The organism is Modestobacter sp. VKM Ac-2986 (genome assembly GCF_026967795.1).
GTDB lineage: Bacteria > Actinomycetota > Actinomycetes > Mycobacteriales > Geodermatophilaceae > Modestobacter.
Genome location: NZ_JAPVBH010000002.1, coordinates 479,079 through 494,947 on the forward strand (window position 1 = coordinate 479,079; position 15,869 = coordinate 494,947).

At 73.4% G+C, this 15,869-nt stretch carries 16 protein-coding genes and 1 tRNA gene; 7 read left to right on the forward strand and 10 right to left on the reverse strand.

Annotation, left to right across the window (positions count from 1 at the left end; genetic code table 11):
• Positions 1-23: 23 nt before the first annotated feature.
• Positions 24-803 carry an alpha/beta fold hydrolase gene (locus O2W14_RS06525; RefSeq protein ID WP_269175267.1) on the reverse strand — a complete coding sequence of 260 codons (780 nt, stop codon included), beginning with the start codon at positions 801-803 and terminating at the stop codon, positions 24-26.
• A 128-nt stretch (positions 804-931) separates the two neighbouring features.
• On the opposite strand from O2W14_RS06525, the gene O2W14_RS06530 reads away from it, so the two are divergent.
• Together O2W14_RS06530 and O2W14_RS06535 are read left to right on the forward strand one after the other, a co-directional pair.
• Complete coding sequence (locus tag O2W14_RS06530) at positions 932-1,387, forward strand: VOC family protein (protein ID WP_269175268.1); 456 nt, start codon at positions 932-934, stop codon at positions 1,385-1,387.
• A gap of 341 nt (positions 1,388-1,728) precedes the next feature.
• Positions 1,729-2,181 (forward strand): HNH endonuclease, encoded by a 453-nt coding sequence (locus O2W14_RS06535; protein WP_269175269.1) that lies wholly within the window; start codon positions 1,729-1,731, stop codon positions 2,179-2,181.
• A gap of 159 nt (positions 2,182-2,340) precedes the next feature.
• Here O2W14_RS06535 and O2W14_RS06540 read toward each other — a convergent pair whose 3' ends face one another.
• Entirely contained in the window at positions 2,341-3,318 is a 978-nt protein-coding gene (locus O2W14_RS06540) for an AAA family ATPase (protein ID WP_269175270.1), read from the reverse strand.
• Positions 3,319-3,647: 329 nt separating this feature from the next.
• Between O2W14_RS06540 and O2W14_RS06545 the strand changes: the two genes are divergently transcribed.
• Entirely contained in the window at positions 3,648-4,301 is a 654-nt protein-coding gene (locus O2W14_RS06545) for a DUF7002 family protein (protein ID WP_269175271.1), read from the forward strand.
• A 106-nt stretch (positions 4,302-4,407) separates the two neighbouring features.
• On the opposite strand, the gene O2W14_RS06550 is transcribed toward O2W14_RS06545, so the two are convergent.
• Positions 4,408-4,480 (reverse strand) — tRNA-Asn (locus tag O2W14_RS06550).
• Positions 4,481-4,613: 133 nt separating this feature from the next.
• Between O2W14_RS06550 and O2W14_RS06555 the strand changes: the two genes are divergently transcribed.
• Entirely contained in the window at positions 4,614-4,823 is a 210-nt protein-coding gene (locus O2W14_RS06555; protein WP_163610675.1) for a hypothetical protein, read from the forward strand.
• A gap of 7 nt (positions 4,824-4,830) precedes the next feature.
• Here the strand turns inward: O2W14_RS06555 and O2W14_RS06560 are convergent, their stop codons facing one another.
• Genes O2W14_RS06560 through dusB form a run of 6 tightly spaced genes read right to left on the reverse strand, consistent with a single transcriptional unit; the run spans position 4,831 to position 10,081 of the window.
• Positions 4,831-5,370 carry a hypothetical protein gene (locus O2W14_RS06560; RefSeq protein WP_269175272.1) on the reverse strand — a complete coding sequence of 180 codons (540 nt, stop codon included), beginning with the start codon at positions 5,368-5,370 and terminating at the stop codon, positions 4,831-4,833.
• Positions 5,367-7,250, reverse strand: coding sequence for a DNA primase (gene dnaG / locus O2W14_RS06565; RefSeq protein WP_269175273.1), 1,884 nt, complete (start codon positions 7,248-7,250; stop codon positions 5,367-5,369). The genes O2W14_RS06560 and dnaG overlap by 4 nt, the downstream gene beginning before the upstream one ends.
• Positions 7,250-7,729: a hypothetical protein gene (locus O2W14_RS06570; protein WP_269175274.1), complete on the reverse strand. Its 480-nt coding sequence runs from the start codon at positions 7,727-7,729 to the stop codon at positions 7,250-7,252. Before O2W14_RS06570 ends, dnaG begins: the two co-directional genes overlap by 1 nt.
• 12 nt (positions 7,730-7,741) lie before the next feature.
• Positions 7,742-8,371: a YdcF family protein gene (locus tag O2W14_RS06575; protein ID WP_269175275.1), complete on the reverse strand. Its 630-nt coding sequence runs from the start codon at positions 8,369-8,371 to the stop codon at positions 7,742-7,744.
• Positions 8,372-8,430: 59 nt separating this feature from the next.
• Entirely contained in the window at positions 8,431-8,889 is a 459-nt protein-coding gene (locus O2W14_RS06580) for a hypothetical protein (RefSeq protein ID WP_269175276.1), read from the reverse strand.
• A gap of 31 nt (positions 8,890-8,920) precedes the next feature.
• Positions 8,921-10,081 carry a tRNA dihydrouridine synthase DusB gene (gene dusB, locus O2W14_RS06585; RefSeq protein ID WP_269175277.1) on the reverse strand — a complete coding sequence of 387 codons (1,161 nt, stop codon included), beginning with the start codon at positions 10,079-10,081 and terminating at the stop codon, positions 8,921-8,923.
• A 304-nt stretch (positions 10,082-10,385) separates the two neighbouring features.
• On the opposite strand from dusB, the gene O2W14_RS06590 reads away from it, so the two are divergent.
• Positions 10,386-11,453 carry a type IV toxin-antitoxin system AbiEi family antitoxin domain-containing protein gene (locus O2W14_RS06590; RefSeq protein ID WP_269175278.1) on the forward strand — a complete coding sequence of 356 codons (1,068 nt, stop codon included), beginning with the start codon at positions 10,386-10,388 and terminating at the stop codon, positions 11,451-11,453.
• A gap of 117 nt (positions 11,454-11,570) precedes the next feature.
• On the opposite strand, the gene O2W14_RS06595 is transcribed toward O2W14_RS06590, so the two are convergent.
• Positions 11,571-12,983 (reverse strand): glycine--tRNA ligase, encoded by a 1,413-nt coding sequence (locus tag O2W14_RS06595; RefSeq protein WP_269175279.1) that lies wholly within the window; start codon positions 12,981-12,983, stop codon positions 11,571-11,573.
• A 147-nt stretch (positions 12,984-13,130) separates the two neighbouring features.
• On the opposite strand from O2W14_RS06595, the gene O2W14_RS06600 reads away from it, so the two are divergent.
• Positions 13,131-13,658 carry a hypothetical protein gene (locus O2W14_RS06600; protein WP_269175280.1) on the forward strand — a complete coding sequence of 176 codons (528 nt, stop codon included), beginning with the start codon at positions 13,131-13,133 and terminating at the stop codon, positions 13,656-13,658.
• A 148-nt stretch (positions 13,659-13,806) separates the two neighbouring features.
• On the forward strand, positions 13,807-15,780 hold the full coding sequence (locus O2W14_RS06605; RefSeq protein WP_269175281.1) for a methyl-accepting chemotaxis protein: 1,974 nt from the start codon (positions 13,807-13,809) through the stop codon (positions 15,778-15,780).
• Positions 15,781-15,869: the final 89 nt, after the last annotated feature.

Consider the following 15,869-nt stretch of genomic DNA (forward strand, 5'->3'; position numbering starts at 1 on the left):
GCCTCGTCGTGTGTCCGGGCAGGTCAGCGGGCCCGGGCGACCCAGTCGGCGAGCAGGCCGCCGACGACGTCGGGGCGCTCGTGCAGCAGGGCGTGGCCTGCCCCGTCGACGACGGCCAGCGTGGCGTGCGGGTGCCGGTCGAGCAGGTCGACCGTGTCGGCGTATCCGACGACGGAGTCCTGCCGCCCGGCGAGCAGCAGGGTCGGGACGTCGACCGGGCCCGTGCCGACGTCGACCGGCCAGCGGGCGAAGACCCGCTCCAGCGCCACCTCGTCCTGGATCGTCATGCCGGGGACGACGGAGTCGCGGTGCCGGCGGGCGGTGGCCCGGGTGCGCACCACGAAGTACTCGTCGAAGCCGGCCCGCTGGTCGGGCTCGAGCTCGTCGTACGCGTCGGCGTCCTGCCGGACGACGACCGGCGCGGGCACCTCGCCGGTGCTCTCGGCCGCCGTACAGACCAGCGCGAGGCCGCGGACCAGGTCGGGTCGCTGCGCGGTCAGCCCGCGCGCCAGGTAGCCGCCGTAGGAGTGGCCCAGCAGCAGGACCGGCCCGCCGTCCAGCTGCTCGACGAACGCGGCGAGGACCGCGACGACGTCGTCGTTGCCGTGCAGCCCCTCGGCGGTGGTGCGGCCCATCCCCGGCAGGTCGAGGTACACGCGCCGGAGGTCCGTGCCGCCCAGGACCTGTTCCAGGGCCGCCTCGAGGTCGCGGTGGTCGACGCCGGCGCCGTGCAGGGCGACCAGTGGCAGCCCGCTGCCGTGCTCGACGGAGTGGACGGTGACACCGCGCACCCGGCTCTCCATGGCGGGACGCTAGCGCTCGTCCTCCTCGGCCGGGGCGCTCGACCGCTCGGCCGGCGTCACCGATGAGTTCCACCGGCCGGGCCGGTCCTGCCGGTGTACCCACTCGAACCACCGACGGGAGACCCACCGTGACCAGCCCCGCACACCCCGGCCGCACGTTCTTCGTGACCCTGCCCGTGGCCGACGTCGCGCGCAGCCGGGCGTTCTTCACCGCGCTCGGGTTCACCTTCGACGAGGCCTTCTCCGGTGACGGCGCCGCCTGCATGCTCGTCGGCGAGCAGGCCAGCGTGATGCTGGGTGACCACGCGACCTTCGCGCAGCACTCGAAGCGGCCGATGGCCGACCCGGCCACGCACGCACTGGCGCTCTACTGCTTCAGCGTCCCGTCCCGGGAGGACGTCGACCGCGTCGTCGACACCGCCCTGGCGGCCGGCGCCGTCGAGGCCGACCCGCTCGAGGACCTCGGGTTCATGGTGTCCCGCAGCTTCTTCGACCTCGACGGCCACGGCTGGCAGGTCATGTGGATGGCCCCGGCGGCGGCCGGCCAGGACGCCGAACCGGCCGCGCAGGGCGTCGCGGTCTGAGCCGCTGCCGACGAGGCCAGCGCACCGGGTCACGCCGGTCAGACCGTGTGGAGTCGCTGGCACGTGCCGCCGGCGGCCAGCCGGTGCGGCCGGGCGCGGGTGACCTCGTCGCGCGGCACGGAGATCATCACCCTTGCCCCACTGGGCAGCTCCCCGGCGCGGGAGCGCTACCGCTGGAGGTCAAGGTCACCGACCGGGCCGCGTCACGCACAGTGGCGGCGGACGAAGTCCTGTCGCTCGTCAGGTGGACTGTGCGGATCACCGCAGCTGCCTAGCGTCTCGGGTGTGACGCATGGACAGTTCCGATGAGCGGGATGACTCCCCTGCCGACGCTCGGGCCAGTGGCCTCGAACACCGCGACGAGCTCTGTTCTGACCAGTCTCTGGGAGGGGGTGTGGGCTCAACCGTGGCTCGGTGTGCTCCTTGCCCTGGTGGTCGGGCGCGCGTGCCTGCGCGTGGTGCGCGAGGGCATCCACGGGGGCAGGCGACGGGACCCTGTGCGCACCTACTCCCGAGCGGACAAGTCGTTGCTGCTCCTGCGTGCCGGCGGCCGGTGCGAGCACCACACTCCGCTGATCGGTCGCTGCGAGCAGACGGCGCGACTGGAGGCGGATCACGTCCATCCCCACAGCCGGGGTGGCTCGACCACGCTGGCCAACGGACAAGTGCTCTGCCGGCGGCACAACAAGGCGAAGGCCGCTCGCGTGCCGTGGAACGGGGAGTTGAACCGCCTCGCTCGCCGTCGACGGTCGTACGCACCACCGGGTCTGCCCGTGGACGTGATCCGCCGCTGACCGGCCTGGCTCACTGATGGAGAAGGGACGGACGCGGCGTCGGCAGGGCGCGCCCCCCGCTCGACGTCACGCGGCGGCCGGATGATCGGCACATCAGTGCGGTGGTTGCGAGCGACCGCCCGTGCAAGAGGCGTCGAGGGCACCGACCCGGCGGGTCGGTTATTCGCTCAGCGAGCGGGCTGCCTCCGCGATGTCGTTCGCGGTGAGCGTCGAGACGTCGTCCCGGCTGAGGTCGTCGACGCTCTTGCCCTCGGCGCGGGTCAGCCGGAGGGCCTGGCGGTTCAGCGACTGTTCGAACAGGGTGCGGGCGAAGCGCGCGTTGCCGGACTCCTGGTCCGACGTGAGGCCACCCAGGGTGCGGCGGAGCGTGACCGCAGCGCCGGGCTCCAGCACGTACTCGTGCTGAAGGACGACGCCGGTGAAGATGGCCTCCAGCTCGGCGGTGGAGTAGTCCGGGAAGTCGATCTCCCGGGCGAAGCGCGACCGCAGGCCCGGGTTGGAGGCCAGGAAGGCCTCCATCAGGCGCGGGTAACCGGCCACGATCACCACGAGCCGGTGGCGGTGGTCCTCCATGCGCTTGAGGAGGACCTCGATCGCCTCGGGCCCGAAGTCGACCCGGCCGTCGGAGTCCGGGGACAGCGAGTAGGCCTCGTCGATGAACAAGACCCCGTCGAGCGCCTTGCGGATGACCCGGTCGGTCTTGATCGCAGTCGCGCCGACGTACTGCCCGACCAGGGCAGCCCGGTCGACCTCGACCAGGTGCCCCTTCTGCAGCAGGCCGACCGCCCGGTACATCTCGGCCAGGAGCCGCGCCACGGTGGTCTTGCCCGTGCCCGGGTTGCCGAGGAACACCAGGTGCTGGGACGTCGCCGCCTCGGGGAGTCCGTGCGCCTTGCGGCGGGCCTGCACCTGCAGGAAGGCGACGAGCGCCTGCACCTGCTCCTTGACCGCCTCCAGCCCCACGAGCCCGTCGAGTTCGGCCTGGATCACCGCGAGCGGTCGGGCCGGGCCGGGGCGGCCGCCGAAGAGGTCGTTCATCAGGTCGTCAACGCCGCGGATGCCGGGACGTGGGAGCTGGTCGCCGAGGCGGCCGACGGTCTCGCGGAGCTCGTCCAGCGGCTTGCGGTTGGACGGCATCCACCGAGCGTAAGCGCCCCAGGAGCGGGAGGCTCGGCGAGGAACAGCACGTACCGTCGGCCGCGTAGCTGCGGTGCGCACGCCTCGGTGCAGTCGTCATGGCGGCGGAGTTGATGCCGCTGACACGTTGTCCCTGCGACGCACGTGTTGATCGGGTGAGACATGCATGAAGCGTCTGGTCGACCACTCGCTCGCGGCAACCCGCACGGCCATCACAGACCGGTTGATGAGTCGTGAGCCCCCCAGGACCACGCCGATCAACGTCCCTGAGCAGTACCGCTGGCTGAGCCGTTGCTCCCAGGACGAGTCGTTGTGGATACCGTCCGACCATGACTCCGTCGTTGTCGACCCACGTCATCGAGCAGCGTTGGCCGCGGCTGTACCACCTGACGGAGATCGGGTCCTGGCCGTCGATCGAGCGCCACGGGCTCCTGTCGACGGCAGCACTGCTCGACGTGTACGGGGTCGTCGGCGCCGAACGCGAGCGCCTCTTGAGCCAGCGCCGGCCGGAGATGAGGCGGCTCGAGCGCTCGGGCGTGGGGACCGCGTGGCTGCGCGACAACAAGCCGATGAACGAGACAGTCCTGCGCCGAACGCTGGTGGGCATGGACGCTCGTGAGTACTACCGGGCCTTGAACCAGCGAGTGTTCTTCTTCCTCGATGAGTCGCCGCTGTCCAGGCTCAGGAACGCACCCCCCTACCGAGACCGAGCGCACGAGGTGCTCGTCCTGGACACCGCCGCGCTCCTGTCGCGCTACGGCCACATCGTCGAGCTCTCGCCCTACAACAGTGGCGCTGTCCATCCGGGCGCGAAGGTCGAGCGTGGGCCGCGGCCCTTCCTGCCGATCAACGAGTACCCGTGGGAGGAACGTCGAGGCAAGCGACCCCCCATCGCTGAACTGACGGTTCCGGGAGGCGTTCAGGACGTGAGCAGCCTGTTGATCGAGCGCAAGACACTCCAGCCGGGGACCGGCGGCAGCTGAAGCCGGCACGGGTTGCGATCTGGACTGGTCCGTGGACCGCACCGACCCGCCTCGGCGCGGCAGACAAAAGCCCCTGATCAGCGACGCTGACCAGGGGCTCGGCTTGCTCCCTCGATAGGACTTGAACCTATAACCCTGCGATTAACAGTCGCATGCTCTGCCAATTGAGCTACGAGGGATCAGCGGGCCGTGACCCGCGGACTCGTCAAGGTTACTACACCGTGGGAGGGGTGTCGGGGCAGGGGTTCTCGGCGGGTCGTCCGCGGAACCGGCCGGTACCGTCAGCACTCCCCCGAACCCAGGAGGTCCCTCGTGGCCAAGCTGTCCTTCCTCGCCGGCTTCGGCGCCGGCTACGTCCTCGGCGCCAAGGCCGGCCGCGAGCGCTACGAGCAGATCCGTCGGCTCTACGCCTCGGCCAAGGACGACCCGCGTCTGCAGGCCGCCGCCGGTGTCGCCCAGGCCCGCGCCGACGCCGCCGTCGACTCGGTCAAGACCCGCATGGGCACCGACACCGGCCACTGACCGCGGTTCAGCGGCTGGGGTCGTCGGCGTCCACCGCGGCCGCCAGCCGCTCCCGCGCGACCTGGCGGGCGGCCGGGTCGTCGCGGTCGGCGTCGTCGTCGAACACCACCGTCCACTCCCGGGCTGCCTGACCGGGCACCCGGCGGGCCACCAGCAGCACCGCCCCGCCGGTGGGCAGCGGGTGCCGCTGGCTGGTCACCACCGTCCGGTCGACCCGGGTGCGCAGCACCGCTGGCAGCTCGCCGGCCGCGCGCAGCACGAACCGCAGCGGCGCCTCCCGCGCCTGCACGCCCGGCTCGACGTCGGCCAGCGGGACGACGGTGAACGTGCCGCCCTCCCCCGCCGCCGTCCAGCGCGCGGTGCCGACCCGGTGCCAGGGCAGGACGTCGCCGTCCGACCGCAGGCCCCGGCTGGTCGCCACGAGCCAGCCGCCCGCCACCAGCTCGCCCCAGGCCAGCACCCGCTCGTCGGGGTCGGCGGCCACCAGGGCGCGCACCTGCTCGGGCGGGCGCGCGCGCCCGCCCCGCAGCCGCCCGAGCAGGTTCACAGGCCGCCGGCCGCCCGGGTGCGCAGGGCCCGGGCCAGCGCCTCGAGGTCGATCAGCTTCTGGAACATCTTCATGTAGCCGTCGGAGTCCTCGACCGGGTTGGTGCGCTGCAGCCGGCCCTTGATCGCCACCAGCTCACGCTCGGCCGCCATCAGCTGCAGCCGGGCCATCAGCGCGTTGACGTAGGTGGGGTCGTTCTCCCCCACCGAGTGCATCGGCTCGACCGCCAGCGCGGTCAACATCGCCTTGGCCGACTCCCGGTCGCAGTGCTCGGTCACCTCGTCCAGCCAGGCCGCGCCGGACGTCGTCGCCCCGGCCGCTCCCCCGGCACCGGAGACCGCCGCGGCCACCGCCGCGTAGTCCGGGTCGGTGTAGGCCTCGGCCGGGACGGCGTCGAAGTCGGGCCCGGCGAGCTCGGGGCACTGCAGCGCCGCCTTCACCGCCTCCCGCTCGACCTCACGCGCGGCGTCCTCCGGGGAGCGCTGCGGCGCGCGGCCCCGGGACGGCGGCCGCTTCTCCCCCACCCCGTCGCCACCCTGCTGACGCAGCCGGGCCACGACCTCGCTCTCGTCGGGCAGGCCGAGCAGCCCGGCCAGCCGACGGGCGTAGGCGGGACGCAGCGCGTGGTCCTTGATCTGGGCCAGCAGCGGCGCCGTCTTGTCCAGCGCGGCGACGCGGCCCTCCACGGTGTCCAGGTCGTACTCGGCCAGGTGCGTCCGCAGCACGAACTCGATCAGCGGCGTGCGCCGGGCGATCAGGTCGCGCACGGCGGCGTCCCCGTGGGCCTGGCGCAGCTCGCAGGGGTCGCGGCCCTCCTGCTCGACCGCGACGAAGGTCTGCGCGACGAAGCGCTGGTCCTCCTTGAACGACTTCATCGCCGCCGCCTGGCCGGCCGCGTCGCCGTCGAAGGTGTAGATCACCTCTCCGCGGAACTCGTCCTGGTCCATCAAGAGCCGGCGCAGCACGTTGATGTGCTCCGGCCCGAACGCGGTGCCGCAGGAGGCGACGGCGGTGGTCACGCCGGCCACGTGGCAGGCCATCACGTCGGTGTAGCCCTCGACGACGACCGCCTGGTGGCTGCGGGCGATCTCCCGCTTGGCCCGCTCGACGCCGTAGAGGACGGTGCTCTTCTTGTACAGCGGCGTCTCGGGGGTGTTGAGGTACTTCGGGCCCGGGTCGTCGTCCATCAGCTTGCGGGCGCCGAAACCGATCACGTCACCGGTGAGGTCGCGGATCGGCCAGATCAGCCGGCGGTGGAACCGGTCGATGAGCGTGCCGCGGGAGGACTCCTTCGCCAGCCCCCCGGTGACCAGCTCCTCCTGCGTGTAGCCCAGCCCGCGCAGGTGCCGGGTCAGGGTGTCCCAGCCGGCGGGGGCGTAGCCGCAGTTGAAGTCCAGCGCGACCTGCCGGTCGAAGCCGCGGTCGGCCAGGAAGCTGCGGGCCGGCGCGGCGTCGGGCGTCATCAGCTGGACGGCGTAGAAGTCCGCAGCCGCGGTGTTGGCCGCCACCAGCCGGGCTCGCTGGCCGGCGTGCGCGCGGTCGGGGCCGGCGGTGGCGCGGCCGCCGTCGTCCTCGTACTGCAGCTGCACCCCGGTGCGGCCGGCGAGCAGCTCGACAGCCTCGGAGAAGGACAGGTGGTCGATCTCCTGCACGAAGCGGATGACGTCACCACCGACCCCGCACCCGAAGCAGTGGTACAGCCCGCGCGAGGGCGTGACCTGGAAGGACGGCGACTTCTCGTCGTGGAACGGGCACAGCCCCTTGAGGCTGCCGCCGCCCGCACGCTTGAGCTGCAGGTGCTCGCCGACGACCTCGTCGATCTTCGACCGCTCGCGGACCGTGGCGATGTCCGCGGCCCGGATGCGTCCCCGGCCGGGCATCAGACGGCCGCCGCGGCCGCGGCCCAGCGTCGGCCGAGGACGAGCTCGACCCACAGCAGGAAGACCGCGTGGTCCAGGGACAGGTCGGGGGCCGTGGTGAGCGTGGGCCGCGGGTTCCACGACCCGGTCGTGTCGCTCTCGGCCAGCTGCCGGCCGTCGACGGTGTAGCGGTGGGTGCCCTTCCAGCGGGACGCCGACGTGACCTCGACGGTCATGCCGTCCAGCTCCGCCGTCCAGGTGCCGTTCCAGTACGACGTCTGCCGCGCCCGCAGCCGGACGGCGTCCTCGGGGTCGACGGCCCAGCGGGCGGCCAGCTCGCGGCCGGCCTTCCCGAAGACCCAGGACCGCCCGGCCACCTCAGCGGTCGCGGACTCCTTCCAGTTCGACGCGTGCAGCGTCGCCACGACGGCATCGCCCTCGAGCACCGGGACGGTGCCCTTCGGCAGGTCGTGCGACGCGCTCTTGCCCAGCTCCAGCACTGTCTCTCCTCCTCAGCCGATGCCCGGTGCCCCGGCGACGCTCTCGCCGGTCGCGCGGTAGAGCAGGTAGGCGGCCGTCTCGCGCACGATGTACCGCAGCTGCGTGGTGCGCGTCTGCACGGCCGGGCCCTGGCGGGTCGGCGAGCTGGTCGCGTCCATGCTGGCGTCGGACGCCATCCGCTGCGCGCGCATGGCGTGCCACGGGTCGGTCACCAGGACGGCGGTGCGCCAGCCCTGCCCGTCGAAGGTGCCGGCGACCGCCCGCACGCTCTCCAAGGTGTCCTCGCCCTCCTCGACGGCGAGCAGCGCCTCCGCCGGGACGCCGGCGTCCAGCAGGTACCGCCGGCCGGCCTCCGCCTCGCTGTACTGGTCACCCTCGGCCTTGCCGCCCACGGTCACCACCCTCGGCGCCACGCCGTCGGTGTAGAGCGACAGCGCGTGCTCCAGCCGGGCCTCGAAGATCGAGGACGGGACGCCGTTGTACTGCGCCGACCCGAGCACCACGATCGCGTCGGACCCGGGCCGGTCGTCCTGCCGCGCGGTCCACCAGATGGCCAGCCCCGTGGCCCCGGCGAGCAGCAGCACCGACGTCACCGCGGCACCCACCACCCGCACGACCAACTGCCCCGCCGACGCTGCCACCCGTCATGGGTACCACGCGACGCGCCGGGTGCGGGGAGCCGCTGGGGGCGGCCCGTCGCTCAGCCCGTGACGCGGGTCCCGCAGACCTTCGTGCCGCCCTCGGGGACCAGGGTGAGCTCGGTGGTGGTGACCGTGCCGGCGTCGTCCCAGCGCACCGTGACCAGCTCGGCCGGCGCACCCTCGTACTCGCTCGACTGCGTCCCGGTCACCTGCGGGGTGCCCGGCTGCAGGTACTCCGCGGCCAGCTGGTCCGGGGGCACCGCGGCCCGCACGTCGTCGCAGATCAGCGCGTACGAGGTGGTCAGGTCCCCCTGCGACAGCGCGGCGGTGAAGACGGTGGCGACCTCCCGGGACTGGTCGGCCCCGTTCCCGTTCCACACGTTCATCAGCACGACCATGGTCACCGAGAACAGCGCCGTGCCGCCCAGCAGGCCGAGGACCAGGCCGTTGCGCTGGCGCGGCTCGGCGGTGTGCAGCGGCGCCGGGCCGTCGTCGTAGAGGAACGGTCCGGTGGTCATCTGCCGCCTCGGGTCGTGGTCACGACGGGCGTCATCCGCCACCCACCAGGAGCTCGGCGCCGGCAGGCGGGCGCGGGTCGTCGCGGTCGTCCAGCCAGCCCTCCGGCAGCGACACCGGGCGCGCCGACGTCGTCCGTCCGCGGGGCTCGCCCAGGACCGTCTGCGGGTAGGGCTGGTCCTCGATGCCGGCCAGCAGCTCGGCCAGCTCGTCGAGGCTGCTGACCATGGCCAGGGCGCGGCGGGTGTCCGAACCGACGGCGAAGCCCTTGAGGTACCAGGCCACGTGCTTGCGGAAGTCCGCGCAGCCGTAGGCCTCCTCGCCGTGCTCGGCGACCAGCAGCGTCGCGTGCCGGTGCATCACCGCGGCGACCTGGCGGAAGTCGGGCAGCGTGCGCTGGGTGGACCCGGCGAAGGCAGCGGCCAGGTCGGCGAACAGCCACGGGCGCCCCAGGCAGCCCCGGCCCACGACGACGCCGGCGCAGCCGGTCTCGGCGACCATGCGCAGCGCGTCGTCGGCCTCCCACAGGTCGCCGTTGCCCAGCACCGGGATGTCGACGGTCTCGACCAGCCTCGCGATGGGCGCCCAGTCGGCGGTGCCGCTGTAGAGCTGGTCGGCGGTGCGCCCGTGCAGGGTGATCGCCGCGGCGCCGGCGTCCTGGGCGATCCGTCCGGCGTCGAGGTAGGTGGTGTGCTCGGGGTCGATGCCGATGCGGGTCTTCACCGTCACCGGGACGTCGCCGGCGGCCTGGACTGCGGCCCGCACGATGTTGCCGAACAGCACGCGGCGCCACGGCAGCGCCGAGCCACCGCCCTTGCGGGTCACCTTGGGCACCGGGCAGCCGAAGTTGAGGTCGATGTGCGCCGGGCGGGTGCCGGCGACCTGCTCGTCGACCAGCATCGACACCGCGCGGCCCACCGTGGCCGGGTCGACGCCGTAGAGCTGCACGGAGAACGCGTCGGCCTCGTCGGTGGTGGCCTGCACCATCCGCAGCGTCTTCTCGTTGCGCTCCACCAGCGCGCGGGTGGTGATCATCTCGCAGACGTACAGGCCGGCGCCGAACTCCCGGCACAGCGTGCGGAACGCCGGACCGGTGATCCCGGCCATCGGCGCGAGCACCACCGCCGGGTCCACGGTCAGCTTCCCCAGCTGCAACGCCGGCAGCGCCGTCGCGCGCTCGAGGGTGCTGGTCACGCCCCCAGGGTAGGTGCCCCGGCTGTGTGCCCGGGGACACGCCGGAGCGGCCACCTCGCCGTCCCATCCGGCTCGACCCCTCGGCGTCCCTGGCGCGGGTCAACCCGGGCCAGGTGACGTCGAACCGCGCCGTGGCACGGCCCGACGTCAGGTCGACCGGGTCAACCCGGGCGGCGGCCCAGTCCACCCGGGGGCCTACCGCGCGTCCGGGTCTGGTGTCCGTGACCGTCCCCGTCGGCCCCACCGGTCCACAGGTCGCCCGGTCGGGCCACTCCGCCGGCGATCACCGATCACGCTGCCTGGGGTGCGCGCTCCCCTCTCCGTCCCGACTGCCGTGGCCGAGCCAGGACGGCGACGGCTCGGCATCTTCACCACCGCCGACCTGACCGCCGTCGGTGTCGGTGAACGGGAGGTCCGGACGGCGGTGCGCACGGGGACGTGGGTGCGGCTGCGCACCGGCGTCTTCGTGACGGCCGGGGACCTCGCCGAGGTGGAGCGCACCCGACGCCGTCCGGGACTGGACGCGCTCGCCGTGACGACCAGCCTGGGCCGCCCGTCCGCTGTCCTCAGCGGAGCGACCGCGGCCTGGGTGTGGGGCCTCCCGAGACCGCGGGCGGCGGAGCCGGTGGTCGAGTTGACCGACCCGGATCGCTGGCGACGCGGTCGCGGATGGCGGATGACCCGCGCCGTCCTCTCTGAGGACGAGGTGACCGTGCGCGGTGCGTACCCCGTGACGACGGCGGCCCGGACCCTGGTCGACGTGGCCCGCTCGTGGCCGGAGGTGCACGCCGTGGCCGCCCTGGACGCTGCGCTGTTGCGCGGGCTGACCACCCGGAGCCACGTGGCCCAGGTGCTCGACCGACAGGCGTTCGTACCCGGGATCCCGCGAGCCGTGCGCGCTCTCGCCCTGGCAGACGGGCGGGCCGAGTCCTGGCTCGAGACGTACGGCCGGCTGGCCTTCGCCGCGCTCGGGTTGCCGCCCTTCATCCCACAGGTCGAGCTCTGGGTGGACGGACAGCTGCTCAAGGTCGTCGACGGCTGGTACCCCGAGGCGGCGGTGGCCGTGGAGTTCGACGGGCAGGTGAAGTACCGGCAGCCCGCCTTCGGCCGGACCCCGGCGGAGGAGTTGTGGCAGGAGAAGCGCACGGAGGACCTGCTCCGCTCGCTGGGGATCCGCTTCGTCCGGCTCTCCGCCGCTGACCTCGGCGACCAGCGGCCCGCCGTCGCGACGACGGTCCACCGACTCCTGGCGACGCCCGGCCCCCTGGCCCGCGCCTTCCAGGAAGCGCCCCGGGCCGTGGGGCGGCCACGGGACGGAGAGGTGGGTGACGACGGGTGGTTGTCCCGGGTCGACGACCGGGTCGGAGGGTGAGCTGACGGGGGTCGAACCGCGTCACCTGACGTTGAGCCGCGCCGTGGCACGGCTCAACGTCAGGTCACCCGGGTTGACCCGGGCTGCCGCACCCGGAGCAGGTGCGGCAGCCCCAGCTCAGCAGCCAGGGAGGCGGGCGGCGAGGTAGGAGACGACCTGGTCCAGGCCGACGCGCTCCTGGCTCATCGAGTCCCGCTCGCGCACGGTCACCGCGTTGTCCTCGAGGGTGTCGAAGTCGACGGTGAGGCAGAACGGGGTGCCCACCTCGTCCTGACGGCGGTAGCGGCGGCCGATGGCGCCGGCGTCGTCGAAGTCGACGTTCCAGTTCTTGCGCAGGTCGGCGGCCAGGCCGCGGGCCTTGGGCGAGAGGTCGGCGTTGCGCGACAGCGGCAGGACGGCGGCCTTGACCGGGGCCAGCCGGTGGTCCAGCCGCAGCACCGTGCGGGTGTCGACGCCGCCCTTGGCGTTGGGCGCCTCGTCCTCGGTGTAGGCGTCGACCAGGAACGCCATCAGCGAGCGGGTCAGCCCGGCGGCCGGCTCGATGACGTACGGCGTCCAGCGCTCGTTGGTGGCCTGGTCGAAGTAGGACAGGTCGTTGCCCGAGTGCTCCGAGTGCGTCTTCAGGTCGAAGTCGGTGCGGTTGGCGATGCCCTCCAGCTCGCCCCACTCCGAGCCCTGGAAGCCGAAGCGGTACTCGATGTCGACGGTGCGCGTCGAGTAGTGCGAGAGCTTCTCCGCCGGGTGCTCGAAGTGGCGCAGGTTTTCGGGGTCGATCCCCAGGTCGGTGTACCAGCGGGTGCGCTCGTCGATCCAGTACTGGTGCCACTCGGCGTCCTCGCCGGGCTTGACGAAGAACTCCATCTCCATCTGCTCGAACTCACGCGTGCGGAAGATGAAGTTGCCCGGCGTGATCTCGTTGCGGAAGGACTTGCCGATCTGGCCGATGCCGAACGGCGGCTTCTTCCGCGAGGCGCCCATGACGTTGGCGAAGCTGACGAAGATGCCCTGGGCGGTCTCGGGGCGCAGGTAGTGCAGCCCCGACTCGTCCTCGACCGGGCCGAGGTGGGTCTTCAGCATCATGTTGAAGTCGCGCGGCTCGGTCCACTGGCCGGTGACGCCACAGTTCGGGCAGGTGATGTCGGTCAGGCCGTTCTCCGGGGCCCGGCCCTTCTTCTCTTCGTACGCCTCCTCCAGGTGGTCGGCCCGGAAGCGCTTGTGGCAGTTCTGGCACTCCGTCAGCGGGTCGGTGAACACACCGACGTGACCGGAGGCGACCCACACCTGGCGGGGCAGGATGACCGAGGAGTCCAGGCCGACGACGTCGTCCCGGCTCTGGACGACGGTGCGCCACCACTGCTTCTTGATGTTGTCCTTGAGCTCGACGCCGAGGGGGCCGTAGTCCCAGGCGGAGCGGGTGCCACCGTAGATCTCCCCGGAGGGGAAGACGATCCCCCGGCGCTTGCAGAGGTTGACCACCTTCTCCAGGCGAGCGGGGTCGGCGGTACGGGCGGGGGTGGCTTCGCTGGGCACGGGGGCTCCATCCGGCTGGCGGTCGGCGAGTGACCCCTCAACGCTAGTCGGCCTCCCCGCGTCGCTCCCCGGCCGACCCCACCGGCCACCGGGTGTTCACCCGCTGCCGGTGGAGCGCGTCCCGGGCCCGGCCTTACCTTGCAGCTCGTGACCGTGCCCGCGTCCCCGACGGCCGATCCCCCCACCCTCCGCCCGGCGGTCGTCGACCAGCGCCTGGCCCGCACCACCGCCGGCCTGTGCCGCGACCACCCCGCGAGCGCACCGGCGGTGCGCGGTGTCCTGGCGCCGCTGCGGGACCGTCTCCGCCGGGTGCACGAGCGGTGCGTGCAGGCCGACGCCGACGCGTGGGCCGCCTACCGCGCCGACCTCGACCGCGGCCTGGACGAGCTGTCGGTGGAGGTCGCCCGGGCGGCCCAGGAGCCGGCGCGGGGTCCCGCGGTGGACGACGTCCTGACGACGGCGGCCGCACGGCTGGAGCTGCGGGCCTGGGAGCTGCGGCTGCACACCACCGGCGGCCCCGACGCCCTCGTCGCGGAGGCCCGGCAGCTGGCCGCGGCGCTGCGGGCCGGGCTCGACGAGCTGGCGGCCGACCCCGGCTCGCCGGCACTGCGTGCCCGGGCGGAGCACGACCTGGAGACCCTGCGACGCGCGGTGGAACGAGCCGGGCGGAGCTGACCGCGACACCCTCACGGAACACGATCGGACGGAGAACGCGCAGGTCACACGGCGCATCGGTGTCGATCCGGTCGTGCACTGCCGATCGTTGAGCTGCACACCCGCCTGCGACCAGCCGGGCGCCGTGCTCTCCGAGAGGGGTCCGACCATGACCGGTCACCGCCTGACCACCGCCCTGCGCCTGCGTTCCCTGCGCACCCTCCTGGTGCTGGTCGTGCTCGCCTGCAGCACGGTCCCGCTCGCCGGGCTGGGCGTCTTCGCCTGGCAGCGCAGCGAGGGCGACTGGGTGCGCAACTCGGGGGAGCTGCTGCAGAGCGAGGCCCGGTCCACGATCGACAAGATCGACCGCAACCTCTTCGAGCGCTACGGCGACGTGCAGGCCTTCGCCTTCAACCCCGACGCCTCGGCCGAGCCGCCGACGGTCGCCGAGGCCGCGGACTTCTACAGCAGGAACTACGTCATCTACGACCTGCTGCTCGTCGTCGACCGGGACGGCCGGGTGGTCGGCGGCAACAGCGTCACCGGCGACGGCCAGCCGATCGACCCCGCGTCCTACGCCGGTGCCGACCTGTCGACCCGGCCGTGGTTCGCCGAGGCACTGGCCCTGCCGGCCGGCCAGACCTACGTGCAGGACCCCGAGGTCGACCCGCTGGTCAGCGCGGCGAGCGGCCGGGACGACGCGACGCTGGTGTTCGCTGCCCCCGTCTACGGCGCCGACGGCCAGGCCGAGCGGCTGTGGGTCAACTGGGCCTCGGTGCCCCGGGTGATGGGCCAGATCTTGGACGAGCAGGTCGCCGGGCTGGGTGACCGTGGCGTCGCCGTCACCGCCCAGCTGCTGCGCGAGGACGGCGTCGTCCTCGTCGGCCCGGGCGCCCAGGACTCCCTCGACCTCACCGCGACCGGCTCCCCCGCGGCCACCGCGGTGGCGGCCGGCGCGTCCGGGCACGGCACCGACGAACTCGCCGACGGCACCGGTGCGGACGTCGAGAAGGTGCGCGGCTGGTCGGCGTCCGAGGGGGCGCTGGGCTTCGCCGGCTACGGCTGGGGCGTGGTGCTCAGCGAGCACCTCGGTGACGCCGTGGCCCCGGCCTCGGCCCTGCTGCAGGCGGTGCTGCTGGTCGCCGTGGTGGTCGCCGCCGTCGTCGCGGTGGTGGCCCTGCTGGTGGCCCGCGCCCTGACCCGGCCCCTGGACCACGCGGTCGGCGTGCTCGAGCAGGTGGCCGACGGGGACCTCCGCCCCCGCCTGCCCGAGTCCGGCACCGACGAGCTGCGCGCGCTGGCCGTCGCGCTCAACCGGTCACTGGAGGACATGGGCAGCGCACTGGGCGGCCTGCGCGACCGCACCGGGGACCTGTCCACGGCCTCCGACCAGCTCCGCGGCCTGTCCGACGACGTCACCCGGGACGCCGCCCGCGGCACCGAGGTGGCCGGCACCGCCCAGGCCGCCACCGAGCTGGTCAGCGAGAACGTGCGCACCGTCGCCGCCGGCGCGGAGGAGATGGGCGTCTCCATCCGGGAGATCGCGCACTCCACCTCCGAGGCCGCCCGGGTGGGCGCCTCGGCCGTGGTGGCGGCGCAGCGGACCACGGCCCAGGTCGCCCGGCTCGGTGAGTCCTCCCGGCAGATCGGGGACGTCGTCGCGGCGATCACCTCCATCGCCGAGCAGACCAACCTGCTGGCGCTCAACGCCACCATCGAGGCCGCCCGCGCCGGGGAGGCCGGCAAGGGCTTCGCCGTGGTCGCCAACGAGGTCAAGGAGCTGGCCCAGGAGACGCAGCGGGCCACCGAGGACATCACCCGCCGGGTCGAGACCATCCAGGCCGACACCGCCGGGGCGGCGGCCTCGATCGCGGAGATCGCCGCCATCGTCGAACAGGTCAACAACCACCAGCAGACCATCGCCTCGGCGGTGGAGGAGCAGAGCGCGACGACGGCGGAGATGAGCCGCAACGTGGCCCAGGCCGCCACCGGCACCGAGGGCGTCAGCGCCGACGTGCGCACGGTGACCGCCGCGACCCGCTCCACCGCACAGTCCATCGCCTCCACCCGGGAGACCGCCGTCGCCCTGGCCACCATCACCGAGGAGCTGCGCGGCCTGGTCTCCCGCTTCGACCTGCCCTAGCGGAGCACCTGTACCGGCCCTCCTGCAGGGCCCGCCGCGTGCGCGCGAGTGGTGGGGAGTTGACGGCCCCCTCCGCCAGCTCAGGGCGG

Excerpts from the sequence above, each read along its gene's own strand:
- O2W14_RS06580 (WP_269175276.1), bottom strand. The coding sequence starts at position 8,889 with ATGACCACCGGACCGTTCCTCTACGACGACGGCCCGGCGCCGCTGCAC.
- O2W14_RS06545 (WP_269175271.1), top strand. The coding sequence starts at position 3,648 with ATGACTCCGTCGTTGTCGACCCACGTCATCGAGCAGCGTTGGCCGCGG.
- O2W14_RS06540 (WP_269175270.1), bottom strand. The coding sequence starts at position 3,318 with ATGCCGTCCAACCGCAAGCCGCTGGACGAGCTCCGCGAGACCGTCGGC.
- O2W14_RS06605 (WP_269175281.1), top strand. The coding sequence starts at position 13,807 with ATGACCGGTCACCGCCTGACCACCGCCCTGCGCCTGCGTTCCCTGCGC.
- dnaG (WP_269175273.1), bottom strand. The coding sequence starts at position 7,250 with ATGCCCGGCCGGGGACGCATCCGGGCCGCGGACATCGCCACGGTCCGC.
- O2W14_RS06525 (WP_269175267.1), bottom strand. The coding sequence starts at position 803 with ATGGAGAGCCGGGTGCGCGGTGTCACCGTCCACTCCGTCGAGCACGGC.